This is a genomic window from Polaribacter sp. HA6-7 (assembly GCF_055693625.1).
This window is the reverse complement of the sequence record NZ_CM146338.1, coordinates 258,969-271,677: the sequence shown is the minus strand read 5'-3', so window position 1 is coordinate 271,677 and position 12,709 is coordinate 258,969. Positions and strand designations below refer to the sequence as shown.

Sequence of the window (12,709 nt, the reverse complement as noted above, 5' to 3'; positions counted from 1 at the left end):
TATGATAACGGTTAAACATTTAGAAGATAATAAAATTATAGAGTTTAAAAACACGCTAAATAATTCTATTGCTATTATCAATTTAAAATTAGGAGGAAGTTTACAAAAACTTCAAATTAATGGCGAACAAATTCTTGCAGACATGCATCCTGTTCCATACGAAACTTGCTATCACTCGGCAATTCTATTTCCTTTTGTAAACAGAATTGATAACGGAAAATACATATTTAATAAAAAAGAATTTCAATTTAAAATAAATGAACCTGCCAATCAAAATGCATTGCATGGTTTAGTTTTTAATAAAGAGTTTATTTTTGAAAACCAAAATACAACAGCAAATAGCACATCGGTTACTTTAAGTTATACAGAAAAAGATAAAAATCCTGCATTTCCATATGTATATAAAATTACATTAATCTACACATTTTCTAATACAAGTGTTGCTTTAGAAATTAAAGTTGATAATATAGATTCAGAGAGTTTTCCTTTTACCTTAGGTTGGCATCCATATTTCTATTCTAAAAACTTATCTAAAAGTACCCTTAAATTTAATGCTGATAAAAAAGTAAATCATAATAATAAAATGATTACTAAAAACTTAGAGGCAACCAATATAAACGAACTAAAAGATTTAGATTCCGGTAATTACGATGATTGTTTTAGTTTAAGAAGTAGTAAAGTTATTTTTGAAACTCCGACTTACAATTTTACTTTAAATTCTAATTTAAAAGAAAATTATCTACAAATTTATACTCCGGAAAATAAAAATGCCATTGCTATTGAACCAATAACAGGTATATCAGATAGTTTTAATAATAAAGTAGGACTTCAACTATTAAAACCGAACAAAAGTTTTTCTTCAATTTATACCTTATCAGTAGATATTTAGCACATCATATTATGAAAAAAGAATTAATAAAAGAAGTTAAAAAAGTTTCAAGAAACACTTTAATGTAAAACCAATTATGGTGTTTTCTCCTGGTAGAATTAATTTAATAGGAGAACATACAGATTATAATGATGGCTTTGTTTTTCCGGCTGCTATAGATAAAGGTATTGCATTAGCAATTTATAAAAATGACGAAAATGTGAGCAATGTGTACGCTTTAAACAAAGAAGAAATGTATTCTTTCGGTTTAGAGAACATAACTCCTTTAAAAGATGGTGGTTGGCGAAATTATATTTTAGGTGTCGTTTCTGAAATTCAAAAATTAAATATTCAATTAGATAATTTTAATTGTGTTTTTGCGGGAGATATTCCTGGTGGGGCTGGTATGTCATCATCAGCAGCATTAGAAAATAGCGTTGTTTTTGGTTTGAATAAATTGTTTGATTTAAAACTCACAAAAGAACAAATGATTTTAATTTCTCAAAAAGCAGAACATAATTATGCCGGAGTAAAGTGCGGTATAATGGATCAGTATGCTAGTATGTTTGGCGAAAAGAAAAGTGCGCTTTTGTTAGATTGTAGATCTATAGAATCTACATCTTTTAAAATTGATTTTAAAAAATACAAACTCCTTTTAATTAATAGTAATGTTAAACACGACTTATCTGAAAGTGCATATAATGATAGAAGAGCGGTTTGTGAAAAGGTTTCTAAATTATTAAACGTAACTGCTCTTAGAGATGCTTCGTTAGAAGATTTAAATTCAATAAAATCTAAAATATCTAATGCAGACTATGAAAAGACTTCTTATGTTATTGAAGAAAATTCTAGAGTAGAAAAATTTTCTGAAGCTATTCAAAAAAATGATATTGAAACTTTAGGAGATTTAATTTATCAATCTCATGATGGTTTAAGTTCTAAATATAAAGTTAGCTGTAAAGAATTGGATTTTTTAGTTGATGAAACTAGAAATAATTCTAAAATTTTAGGTGCAAGAATGATGGGTGGTGGTTTTGGCGGATGTACAATAAACCTTATTAAAAAATCTGAAATTGAAGATTTTAAAAATGAAATTTCTAAAAATTTCAAAAAAGAATTTGGCAAAGAATGTTCTATTTATCAGGTGAAATTATCTGAAGGAACAAGAATCATAAAAAAATAATTGCTATGAATACACACTTACAAAATTATTCACACAAGAGATTAAATATTTTAACTGGTGAATGGGTTCTAGTTTCACCACATAGATCTAAAAGACCTTGGCAAGGTCAAAACGAAGAAATTTCGAATGAGAAAAGACCTTCATATGATGAAAACTGTTATTTGTGCGCAACAAATACTAGAATTAATGGCGAAGTAAATCCGGATTATAAAGATGTATTTGTTTTTACAAACGATTTTGCTGCACTACAAAAAGATTCACCGTCTTTTAAAATAGACGATGATTTGTTTAAAGCAAAAAGCGAAATCGGAATTTGTAAAGTTATTTGCTTTAGTCCAGATCATTCTAAAAGTTTAGCAGATATTGACGTTAAAGACATTAAAAAAGTAGTGAATGTTTGGCAACAAGAATATATATCTTTAGGTAAAAATAAAGATATCAATTATGTTCAAATTTTCGAAAATAAAGGCGCAGTAATGGGCTGTAGTAATCCGCATCCACACGGTCAAATCGGAGTCAATCTACATTACCTAATGAAGTTGAAAAGAAAGACAATCAACAATTAAAATATTACAATACTAAAAATAGCAACCTTTTAGAAGATTATTTAAAACAAGAATTAGAAGCTAACGAAAGAATTATATTTCAAAACAAAGATTTTGTTGTATTAACACCGTTTTGGGCCATTTGGCCATTTGAGGTAATGATTGCTCCAAAAAAAGCACAAGAAAATATTACTAAGATGACAGATGAAGAAGCTTTAAATTATGCTGAAGCCATATCTGTAATAACCAAAGCTTACGACAAATTATTTAACACCTCTTTTCCTTATTCTAGTGGTATACATCAATCGCCAACTAATAATAAAGAGAACAAACACTGGCATTGGCACATGAGTTTTTATCCGCCATTATTAAGAAGTGCAACTGTAAAAAAGTTTATGGTTGGATACGAAATGTTTGGATCACCACAACGAGATATAACTGCAGAATTAGCAGCAAAAAGATTAAAAAATCTTATATAAAAAAAGCCTTTGTAATTAAACAAAGGCTTTTTTTATTATCAATTCAAAAAATAAATATTTTTATTTTTTTCTGTTTACAAGTTCCCCAACTCATAAACGTAACTAATTTTGATAAAATAACTCAACTTTTTATTATGAAAATGTATCTACCTCTAAATACACTTCAAAGATACATCGTATATGTGTTGTTAAATTTAATTTTCGATAAGTGATTTAGAATTATCGACGAATGGCATTAGTTATTAGACAAACTGTTTACAACAAGTTTAACCTTTTCATCAATTCGGTTTTATGAGACCTACTAATAGGAATCACGTGCTTTTTAATCAAAACACTGTTATCTTCTATATCTATAATTTCTGAAGTATTAATAATATAAGACCTATGGATTCTAAGAAAAGAATCTAACGGAAGCTTCTTTTCTATTTTTTTAAAGTAGAATGTACAATAAAACTTTTCTTATCTGTTCTAATACCAATATAATCTCCTTTAGCCTCTATTAAAAGTATTTACGGTATATTAATTTTAACCAAACGCTTTTCTACATTCACAAAAATGTAATCTTTATTTTCTATACTTTTACTAGGCTGTTTCTCTTTTGGTTTATCTGTATTTAAATTAATTAACTTATCTACAGATTTTAAAAACCTTTCTTTTGCTATTGGTTTTAATAAATAATCTACAACACTTTTATATTCAAAAGCTTCTAAAGCAAAGTTTTTGTCTGATGTTGTAAGTATAATTTTTACGTTTGATTTGATTGTTTTAATAAAGTCAATACCCGAAAAAGTAGGCATATGAATATCTAAAAAAGCTACATCGATATTTTTATTTGAATTTAAAAACTTAATTGCTTCTATAGCAGAAGAAAACTCTTCTATTATTTCTAAATCTGTTTCTTTACATAACTGCCTAATTATTAATCTAGCAGATACATCATCATCTATTATTATACAGTTCATAGTGTAGTTAGTACTATTGGTTTTTTAAATATACGTTAATTCTCTCTAAAATAAATACTAGCTCTGTATATTGTTCAATATTACCTTTTTTTGCATCAATTTCTACTTTAGAAGCAAATTCTAAGGCCATTGGCATACCCAACATACCTATTTTGTGTTTTATTTTATGGATACACAAACTTAGTTCTTCATAATTTTTACGCTTGTAAAAATTTTTTAATGATAATAATTCTTCCGGAAAATCAGTTTTTAAAATAGTTAACATACTATTTTCAAAACTAGCATCACCACCGAAACTTCTTTTAAATAATTTAGATTAGGGTTTTCCAAAGGATTAAATATTTATTTGTCTTTTAATTTGTTGGTCTAATGAAATAAATGTTTCTGTTCTTAATACATTTTTTATTGGCTGAATTTTATCATTTAAAATACGCATTAAACTCTCGTTATCTTTACATAGTATTTTAACCAAAATAGCATAATTACCAGTTGTATAATGGCTTTCTATAACCTCTGGTATTTCTTTTAATCTTTTTATTGATGATGATAGCTGGCTTGAAGAATCTAAATAAACCCCAACAAAAGCAGTCGTTGTATAACCCAAAGATTTGGGATTAATAATCATATTGTACCCTTCTATCAGTTTAGATTTTTCTAATTTTTTTAATCTTTGATGAATTGCCGCACCGAGATATACCTACTTCTCGAGCAATACTTAAAATAGGTGTTCTAGCATCTTTAACCAAAGTTCTAATTATTGTTTTATCAATACCATCAATTTTCATAATTCAACATATATTAACTATAAAGGTAAAAAAATAGAGAATACAAACTGTATTCTCTATTTAACTTTATTATTATAACTAAATAGTAAGATTTTAACTCATTGTAAAATCTTCCATAAACTTAGTTGTGTAATTACCTGCAACATAATCTGGATGATCCATTAATTGTCTATGAAAAGGTATCGTTGTTTTAATTCCTTCAATAACAAACTCATCCAATGCACGCTTCATTTTATTAATTGCTTCTTCTCTTGTTTGAGCAGTCGTAATTAATTTAGCAATCATAGAATCGTAATTTGGCGGAATCATATATCCTGCATATACGTGCGTATCGATTCTTATTCCGTGCCCACCAGGAGCATGAAAAGTAGTAATTTTACCCGGAGCTGGTCTAAAATTATTATGAGGATCTTCAGCATTAATTCTACATTCTATAGAATGCATTTTAGGATAATAATTTTTACCAGAAATTGGCACACCAGCAGCAACTAAAATTTGCTCTCTAATTAAGTCGTAATCTACAACCTCTTCTGTAATCGGGTGCTCTACTTGTATACGAGTATTCATCTCCATAAAGTAGAAGTTTCTGTGCTTATCAACTAAAAACTCTACAGTACCTGCACCTTCATATTTAATAAACTCTGCGGCTTTTACGGCTGCATTACCCATTGCTTCTCTTAATTCATCTGTCATGAAAGGAGAAGGTGTTTCTTCTGTTAATTTTTGATGACGTCTTTGTACAGAACAATCTCTTTCTGATAAATGACATGCTTTCCCGAAAGAATCTCCTACAATTTGAATTTCGATATGTCTTGGCTCTTCAATAAGCTTTTCCATATACATATCGTCGTTACCAAATGCTGCTTTAGATTCTTGTCTTGCAGAATCCCAAGCATCTTTTAAGTCTTCCGGTTTCCAAACGGCACGCATACCTTTACCTCCACCTCCGGCAGAAGCTTTAAGCATTACTGGGTAACCTGTTTCTACAGCTAACTTTTCACATTCTTCAAAATCGGTAATTACACCTTCACTTCCAGGTACACAAGGTACACCAGCAGCTTTCATAGTAGATTTAGCATTTGCTTTATCTCCCATTTGGTCAATCATTTCACCTGTTGCACCAATAAACTTAATATTATGCTCGTCACATAATTTAGAAAATTTAGCATTTTCAGATAAAAACCCGTAACCTGGGTGAATAGCATCTGCATTTGTTATTTCTGCAGCAGCAATAATGTTAGACATCTTTAAATAAGATTCTGAACTTTGTGCTGGACCAATACAAACGGCTTCATCTGCAAATCTAACGTGTAAACTTTCTGCATCTGCGGTAGAATATACTGCTACAGTTTTTATACCCATTTCTCTACAGGTTCTAATAACACGTAATGCTATTTCACCTCTATTGGCAATTAATATTTTTTTAAACATATTATAAAAAATTATGAATTATGAATTTGTAATTACAAGCTAGACATATCTTGTTCGTAATTTTAATTCATAATTAATTATTATGATGGGTCTACCAAAAATAATGGTTGATCAAATTCTACCGGAGAAGAATCGTCTACTAATACTTTAACAATTTTACCAGAAATTTCTGATTCAATTTCGTTAAATAATTTCATAGCTTCGATAACACATACTGTATCACCAACTTTAACCTCTGTACCAACTTCTACAAAATTTGGTTTGTCTGGAGAAGGCTTTCTATAAAAAGTTCCAATAATTGGAGATTTTATAGTAATAAATTTAGAATCATCATTATCAGACACAGGTGCAGCAACTTGTTCTGCAACAGCAACTGGTGCCGATGGCGCATGTTGTTGTGCAGGCATTTGAGGTAAACCTTGCATTGGTGCAGCTTGCACAATAGTAGTTTCTGTTTTACCTGAACCCGTTCTAATTGTAATTTTTACATCTTCCATTTCTAACTTTACCTCGCTTGCACCAGATTTAGCTACAAATTTTATAAGATTTTGAATTTCTTTAATATCCATTTCCTTATTGTTTAGTTGTTATTTTATATAAATTAGTAAGCCCATTTAAGGTACGCAGCTCCCCATGTGAAACCACCACCAAATGCGGCAAATATTAAATTATCTCCTTTTTTAAGCTTATTTTCGTAATCAGCTAATAATAATGGTAAGGTTGCAGAAGTAGTGTTACCATATCGATGAATATTCATCATTACTTTTTCTGCAGAAACACCAACTCTTTTTGCTGTTGCTTCTATTATCCTTTTATTAGCTTGATGTGCAACTAACCATTGAATATCTGGTTCTGTTAAGTTATTTCTAACCAACATTTTTTCTGCAACATCTGCCATATTAGAAACGGCATATTTAAAAACAGTTTTACCTTCTTGATAAACAAAGTGCTTACCCTCTTCTACTGTTTGTTTTGTAGCTGGCATTTGAGAACCACCTGCTTCAATTCTTAAGAAATCTCTACCAATACCATCGCTTCTTAAGTATTCATCTTGAAAACCTAAACCTTCTGTATTTGGTTCAAATAAAGCAGCTCCTGCTCCGTCACCAAAAATAATACAAGTTGCTCTATCTGTATAATCTATTATAGAAGACATTTTATCGGCTCCTATTAATAAAACTTTTTTATATCTACCAGATTCTATATAACTCGTAACAGTAGACATACCATATAAAAAACTAGAGCAAGCAGCTTGTAAATCGTAAGCAAAAGCATTAGTTGCACCTATTTCTGTAGCAACATAAGCCGCTGTAGATGCAACTGGTAAATCTGGTGTTGCAGTAGCAACAATTACCAAATCTATTTCTTTAGGGTCTAAATTTTTCTTGCTGATTAAATCTTCTGACGCTTTAATAGCCATATAAGAAGTACCAAGACCTTCACCTTTTAAGATTCTTCTTTCTTTGATACCAGTTCTAGTAGTAATCCATTCGTCATTGGTATCTACATAGCTTTCTAACTCTTTGTTAGTTAAAACATATTCAGGAACATATTTCCCTACTGCTGTAATTGCTGCAGTGATTTTTGTCATAATACTTAGTTTGTTATCCCAATGTTAAGGAATTTCAAAGAAATGAAATTTATTTTACTTTTTAGAATAAAAAGTATTAAAACGATGGGATTTCGTATAAAAACGCAAAAAAACCCTCAAATTTGAGGGTTTTTTATGTAAAATAAAAATTTTCTATGCTTCTGCTGCTGCAGATTCTAATACTACTTGACCTCTATAGTAAAGTTTACCTTCGTGCCAGTGAGCTCTGTGATATAAGTGCGCTTCACCTGTTGTTGGGTCTGTAGCAATCTGTTGTGCAGATGCTTTATAATGCGTTCTCCTTTTATCTCTTCTCGTTTTCGATATTTTTCTTTTAGGATGTGCCATTTTATGTCTTTTTTTCTGTTATTAAATTCTTTAATTTATCCCATCTAGGGTCTGTTGTTTCAACAGTTTTTTCTTCTTTTATTTCTAACTCTTCTAATTTGCTCAAAGCTTCAGATTTCATCGTACCATCTAGTACTTTTGGATGAACTCTTTTACTTGGAACAGCTAACACAATCATTTCATAAATAAACTGTGCTACATTAAATTGATATACTTCATGTGGTAAAATTAAAATCTCTTCATTGTCATCATTATATTCTGGTCCAAATTTTACAACTAAAGGTAATTTAGAGGTAATTTCAAGGTCAAAATACTCATTTGTTACATCACAAGGCACATTAACTGTCCCTGAAGCTGTAAATAAAAGCTCAAAAAAAGTGCTTTTTTTACAAATTCTAAAGTAACATTTATAGAAGATTTTTTAAACTCACTATAATTATAAAACTCAAAGAACGTATTATCAATACTATACTCAAATAGATGTTTACCTTCCTTTAATCCTACAAACTGTATGTTGTATTGTTTCAAGTCTTTCATTATCAAACATCAATTGAGCGTGCAAAGATATAAAAAAATGTTTTTATACACTGTTTTCTTTAAAAAAAGAAAATTATTTTTAATGCTTTGCTAAAAGTGGGTTTTTAGTTAGTTCTTTATAATCGTTTCGGTCTTGTAAATATGAATTGCAGAAAACAATGCTTCTTTAAAAGATGATGGGTTTGCTAGGTTTTTACCTGCAATATCAAAACCTGTTCCGTGATCTGGTGAAGTTCTAATTTCACTTAATCCTGCTGTAAAATTTACCCCATTACCAAAAGACAATGCTTTAAAAGGCGCCAAACCTTGATCGTGATAAGTTGCCAAAACACCATCAAACTGCTTATATGTTTCAGATCCGAAGAAACCATCCGCAGCATAAGGTCCAAAAACTAACTTGCCACTTTCTTTAATTTCTTCTATAGTAGGTTTAATAATTTCATCATCTTCTTTACCAATTACACCTTTATCTCCACAATGAGGATTTAAACCTAAAACTGCAATTTTTGGTTTTGCAATACCAAAATCTTTCTTTAAAGAAGCATGCATTGTCGACACTTTTTCTTTAATAATTTCTGGAGTAATAGCTTCTGCTACTTTCGAAATAGGAATATGACCCGTTATCAAACCAATTCTTAATACATCTGTCATAAGAATCATTAAGCTTTTACCTGGCAAGTTTTCTTCTAAATATTCTGTATGACCCGGAAAATTAAATGTTTCTGACTGTATGGTTTCTTTATTAATAGGTGCGGTTAATAAAACATCTACACTTTTATTCTTTAAATGCTCTACCGCAGCTTCTAAAGATTTTGCTGCATACGAACCGAAACTTTAGTTTCCTCTCCTAATTTAATAGAAACATCTTCTTTCCAAACATTTAAAACATTTATTTTAGAATGATTTATTTGGTTAATTTGGTTAATTCCATGCACAGGAACCTCTAATTTTAAAGCTTTTTTATGATAAGAAACAACTTTCATTGCTCCAAATAAAACTGGTGTACAGAAATCTAACATTCGTTTATCTTCAAATGTTTTTAAAATAACTTCAATACCTATACCATTTAAATCTCCTATTGAAATTCCGACGATTATTTTATCAGTTTTATCAGCCATAACTCTTGTAATATTCTTAATTTTGATGTTCTACAAAAGTAACTAAAATTTAGAGAAATGTTTACAGGAATAATAGAGACACTTGGTAAAGTAACAAACTTAGTAAGTGAGCAAGATAATCTTCATATAACAGTAAGTAGCAATATTACAAACGAGTTAAAAATAGATCAAAGCGTTGCCCACAATGGCGTATGTTTAACTGTTGTTGGTATCAACGAAAATGAATATACAGTTACCGCTATTAAAGAAACCTTAAACAAAACAAATATAGGAGCGTTAAAAATAGATTCTATTGTAAACTTAGAAAGAGCAATGAAACTTGGCGATCGACTAGACGGTCATATAGTGCAAGGACATGTAGATGAAACTGGGATTTGTACAAATATTGAAAACCGTGAACGGAAGTACTGTTTTTACTTTTCGTTATAATGCAACAATAAATAATAATATTACAATTGAGAAAGGCTCTATAACAGTAAACGGAGTAAGTTTAACGGTTGTAAACTCGAAAGATGATTCTTTTAGTGTTGCAATTATACCTTACACTTTAGAAAACACTTCTTTTAAAACTTTAGCAGTAGATGATAAAGTAAATTTAGAATTCGATGTAATTGGTAAATACGTAAGTCGTCTTACTAAAAGATCATAAGAAATTTAAAAATTAAGATTAGTTTCTTAATTTTGCTACACCATAAATTAAAGCAGAAGCTAGTAAAAATATTACTCCGCCATCTACAGATAAACCCGGTGGTGGTGGTGGTGGAATTGGTGGTGGTACCATTTGACCACAAATCAATTGAGTAGAAAGGAGCACTATAATTAGTACTAAGTATTTTATTTTCTTCATTTTATATCCCCCAGATTAAAATTTTGAAATTTTTTGTTTTTTACAAATATCTAATTTTTATTTGATATATGCTAAAAAAATAAAGTGGTCCCACTTGGGCTCGAACCAAGGACCACCTGATTATGAGTCAGGTGCTCTAACCAACTGAGCTATGGGACCAAAATTATTGGATGCAAATGTACTATAATTTTTAATAATCTAGTAAAAAAATAAAAATCTTATACAGATCGATTCATCAACCAAAGACCAAAATCTTTAAGAGATTGTTTATCAACATCTTCGATACTCATTTTAGCCAAAGTATCAAAAGCTTTTTCTGTATAATTTGCTATTTCTTGCTTAATTAAAAGCGGAATATCGTTCAATTCGAAGATTCTTCTTACCTCAGAAATCTTAACAGAGTTCTCGTTAAGCTTCTTTTTATAAAAATATTGCAACTTACCTTTCTCATCATCATTAGCAACTTCTAACGCTTTTAGATATAAATATGTTTTTTTATTTTCAATAATATCGCCTCCAACTTGCTTACCAAATGTCTCTGGATCTCCAAAAGTATCTAAATAATCGTCTTGTAATTGAAATGCTAAACCTAGATTTAAACCAAAATCGTAAATTAAACTCGCATTTTCTTCAGTTGTTTCAGCAACAATTGCACCCATTTTTAATGCAGCAGCAACTAAAACTGATGTTTTTAAACGAATCATGTTTATATATTCCGGAATCGTAACATCAGATCTAGTTTCAAAATCAACATCCAACTGTTGTCCGTCACATACTTCTAAAGCGGTTTTGCTAAATAATTTGGCTAACTTCTGAAACACCACAGGTTCGTAATTCTCGAAATATTGATAAGCTAATATTAGCATAGCATCCCCGGAAAGTATACCTGTATTTATATTCCATTTTTCATGAACCGTTGCTTTACCTCTTCTCAAAGGCGCATCGTCCATAATATCATCATGTACCAATGTAAAGTTATGAAAAACCTCTACCGCTAAAGCAGCTGGCAAAGCCTTACTTACATTGTTAGAAAATATATCTGCAACCATTAAAGTTAAGACAGGTCTAATTCTTTTTCCGCCTAATTGCAAAATGTAATCTATTGGTTCGTACAAGTTTTTAGGCTCGTGAATCCATTTTTTTGATTCTAAATAAGAAAGAAATTCCTTTTGATATTGTAAAATGTCCAAATCTAAAATTTTTTGTAAAAATAATGTAAAGAAATTCTTATTTGAAGTTATAACGTTAAAAAATGTTTAAAACTTTGGAAACTATTTTTGTTTCTAAAGTTTCCTTTTGTACATTTGCACCCGAATTATGAGAGAAAAAATATTAGACAAATCTAAAGAACTCTTCTTAAACCTTGGTTTTAAGAGTGTAACTATGGATGAAATTGCCAGTTCTTTAGGTGTCTCTAAAAAAACAATTTACAAGTATTTTAAAAACAAAACAGAACTTGTAGACGCTGTAACATTATACATGTTTGATAATGTATGTTGTGGCATTGACTCTATATGTGGTTTAGACCTTAATCCTATAGACGAACTTTTTACCATTAAAAAGTTTATTATGGAAAATTTAAAGGACGAAAAATCTTCACCTCAGTATCAACTTCAAAAATATTATCCAAAGATTTACGCTCCTTTAAAGAAAAAGCAATTTTTAATTATGCAAGACTTTGTAATTAAGAATTTAAATGAAGGAATCAATAAAGGCTTATATAGAAAAGATATTGATGTAGAATTTATTTCTAGAATTTATTTTAACGGTATGATAGGTATTAAAGACAAAGACCTTTTTCCGTTAAGAGATTATTCTATGAACACATTAATGCAATATCACTTAGAATACCATTTAAGAGGTATTTGCACAGAATCCGGAATACAACAATTAGAAACCCAATTAAAACTGAAATAAATCTACCATGAAAAAAGAATACTGGTATACTTTAGCACCTGTTTTTTCTTAATAACAAATGCCCAAGAAAAAACACAAACGCTATCTCTTAAAGAAGC

10 protein-coding genes, 1 tRNA gene and 6 pseudogenes are annotated in these 12,709 nt (G+C 29.7%); 5 read left to right on the top strand and 12 right to left on the bottom strand.

The annotated features are described in order from the left end of the window. Position 1 precedes the first annotated feature (1 nt). The 3 genes and pseudogenes from ACZ1HD_RS01555 to ACZ1HD_RS01545 all read left to right on the top strand — a co-directional run bounded on the left by ACZ1HD_RS01555 (position 2) and on the right by ACZ1HD_RS01545 (position 3,075). Positions 2 to 889, top strand: coding sequence for an aldose epimerase family protein (locus ACZ1HD_RS01555; RefSeq protein WP_472688445.1), 888 nt, complete (start codon positions 2 to 4; stop codon positions 887 to 889). Positions 890 to 965: 76 nt separating this feature from the next. After that, the gene (gene galK / locus ACZ1HD_RS01550; protein WP_472688444.1) at positions 966 to 2,051 is read left to right on the top strand and encodes a galactokinase; all 1,086 of its coding nucleotides are present in this window, start codon (positions 966 to 968) and stop codon (positions 2,049 to 2,051) included. 5 nt (positions 2,052 to 2,056) lie between these two features. Next, positions 2,057 to 3,075, top strand: a pseudogene (locus ACZ1HD_RS01545) (UDP-glucose--hexose-1-phosphate uridylyltransferase). A 255-nt stretch (positions 3,076 to 3,330) separates the two neighbouring features. Here the strand turns inward: ACZ1HD_RS01545 and ACZ1HD_RS01540 are convergent. The 9 genes and pseudogenes from ACZ1HD_RS01540 to pdxA all read right to left on the bottom strand — a co-directional run bounded on the left by ACZ1HD_RS01540 (position 3,331) and on the right by pdxA (position 9,847). Next, positions 3,331 to 4,037: pseudogene (locus ACZ1HD_RS01540) on the bottom strand (LytR/AlgR family response regulator transcription factor). Positions 4,038 to 4,050: 13 nt separating this feature from the next. Continuing rightward, positions 4,051 to 4,302, bottom strand: a complete 252-nt coding sequence (locus ACZ1HD_RS01535) for an Hpt domain-containing protein (RefSeq protein WP_472688443.1) — start codon at positions 4,300 to 4,302, stop codon at positions 4,051 to 4,053. 69 nt (positions 4,303 to 4,371) lie between these two features. Next, positions 4,372 to 4,822, bottom strand: a pseudogene (locus ACZ1HD_RS01530) (Lrp/AsnC family transcriptional regulator). Positions 4,823 to 4,915: 93 nt separating this feature from the next. Next, a complete protein-coding gene (gene accC / locus ACZ1HD_RS01525; RefSeq protein ID WP_079737997.1) occupies positions 4,916 to 6,253 on the bottom strand; it encodes an acetyl-CoA carboxylase biotin carboxylase subunit in 1,338 nt (445 codons plus the stop codon). 80 nt (positions 6,254 to 6,333) lie between these two features. Next, the gene (accB, locus tag ACZ1HD_RS01520) at positions 6,334 to 6,822 is read right to left on the bottom strand and encodes an acetyl-CoA carboxylase biotin carboxyl carrier protein (RefSeq protein ID WP_472688442.1); all 489 of its coding nucleotides are present in this window, start codon (positions 6,820 to 6,822) and stop codon (positions 6,334 to 6,336) included. Positions 6,823 to 6,854: 32 nt separating this feature from the next. Next, positions 6,855 to 7,844, bottom strand: coding sequence for a beta-ketoacyl-ACP synthase III (locus ACZ1HD_RS01515; protein ID WP_472688441.1), 990 nt, complete (start codon positions 7,842 to 7,844; stop codon positions 6,855 to 6,857). A gap of 153 nt (positions 7,845 to 7,997) precedes the next feature. Beyond that, complete coding sequence (gene rpmF, locus ACZ1HD_RS01510) at positions 7,998 to 8,192, bottom strand: 50S ribosomal protein L32 (protein ID WP_068361688.1); 195 nt, start codon at positions 8,190 to 8,192, stop codon at positions 7,998 to 8,000. A 1-nt stretch (position 8,193) separates the two neighbouring features. Next, positions 8,194 to 8,729 (bottom strand): annotated as a pseudogene (locus ACZ1HD_RS01505) (YceD family protein). Between the two features lie 79 nt (positions 8,730 to 8,808). Then, positions 8,809 to 9,847 (bottom strand): annotated as a pseudogene (gene pdxA, locus ACZ1HD_RS01500) (4-hydroxythreonine-4-phosphate dehydrogenase PdxA). A 57-nt stretch (positions 9,848 to 9,904) separates the two neighbouring features. Between pdxA and ACZ1HD_RS01495 the strand changes: the two are divergent. Continuing rightward, positions 9,905 to 10,496, top strand: a pseudogene (locus tag ACZ1HD_RS01495) (riboflavin synthase). 18 nt (positions 10,497 to 10,514) lie between these two features. On the opposite strand, the gene ACZ1HD_RS01490 reads toward ACZ1HD_RS01495, so the two are convergent. The 3 genes from ACZ1HD_RS01490 to ACZ1HD_RS01480 all read right to left on the bottom strand — a co-directional run bounded on the left by ACZ1HD_RS01490 (position 10,515) and on the right by ACZ1HD_RS01480 (position 11,884). Beyond that, on the bottom strand, positions 10,515 to 10,694 hold the full coding sequence (locus tag ACZ1HD_RS01490) for a PID-CTERM protein-sorting domain-containing protein (protein ID WP_472688440.1): 180 nt from the start codon (positions 10,692 to 10,694) through the stop codon (positions 10,515 to 10,517). A gap of 85 nt (positions 10,695 to 10,779) precedes the next feature. Continuing rightward, positions 10,780 to 10,853: transfer RNA gene (locus ACZ1HD_RS01485), tRNA-Ile, on the bottom strand. Positions 10,854 to 10,912: 59 nt separating this feature from the next. Continuing rightward, a complete protein-coding gene (locus ACZ1HD_RS01480) occupies positions 10,913 to 11,884 on the bottom strand; it encodes a polyprenyl synthetase family protein (protein ID WP_472688439.1) in 972 nt (323 codons plus the stop codon). 127 nt (positions 11,885 to 12,011) lie between these two features. Here ACZ1HD_RS01480 and ACZ1HD_RS01475 point away from each other — a divergent pair, with 127 nt between their 5' ends. Further along, entirely contained in the window at positions 12,012 to 12,611 is a 600-nt protein-coding gene (locus ACZ1HD_RS01475; protein WP_472688438.1) for a TetR/AcrR family transcriptional regulator, read from the top strand. Positions 12,612 to 12,709 lie beyond the last annotated feature (98 nt).

Coding starts and splice junctions, on each gene's coding strand:
- ACZ1HD_RS01555 (WP_472688445.1), top strand. CDS start 2: ATGATAACGGTTAAACATTTAGAAGATAATAAAATTATAGAGTTTAAA.
- accC (WP_079737997.1), bottom strand. CDS start 6,253: ATGTTTAAAAAAATATTAATTGCCAATAGAGGTGAAATAGCATTACGT.
- ACZ1HD_RS01490 (WP_472688440.1), bottom strand. CDS start 10,694: ATGAAGAAAATAAAATACTTAGTACTAATTATAGTGCTCCTTTCTACT.
- ACZ1HD_RS01535 (WP_472688443.1), bottom strand. CDS start 4,302: ATGTTAACTATTTTAAAAACTGATTTTCCGGAAGAATTATTATCATTA.
- rpmF (WP_068361688.1), bottom strand. CDS start 8,192: ATGGCACATCCTAAAAGAAAAATATCGAAAACGAGAAGAGATAAAAGG.
- ACZ1HD_RS01515 (WP_472688441.1), bottom strand. CDS start 7,844: ATGACAAAAATCACTGCAGCAATTACAGCAGTAGGGAAATATGTTCCT.
- galK (WP_472688444.1), top strand. CDS start 966: ATGGTGTTTTCTCCTGGTAGAATTAATTTAATAGGAGAACATACAGAT.
- accB (WP_472688442.1), bottom strand. CDS start 6,822: ATGGATATTAAAGAAATTCAAAATCTTATAAAATTTGTAGCTAAATCT.
- ACZ1HD_RS01475 (WP_472688438.1), top strand. CDS start 12,012: ATGAGAGAAAAAATATTAGACAAATCTAAAGAACTCTTCTTAAACCTT.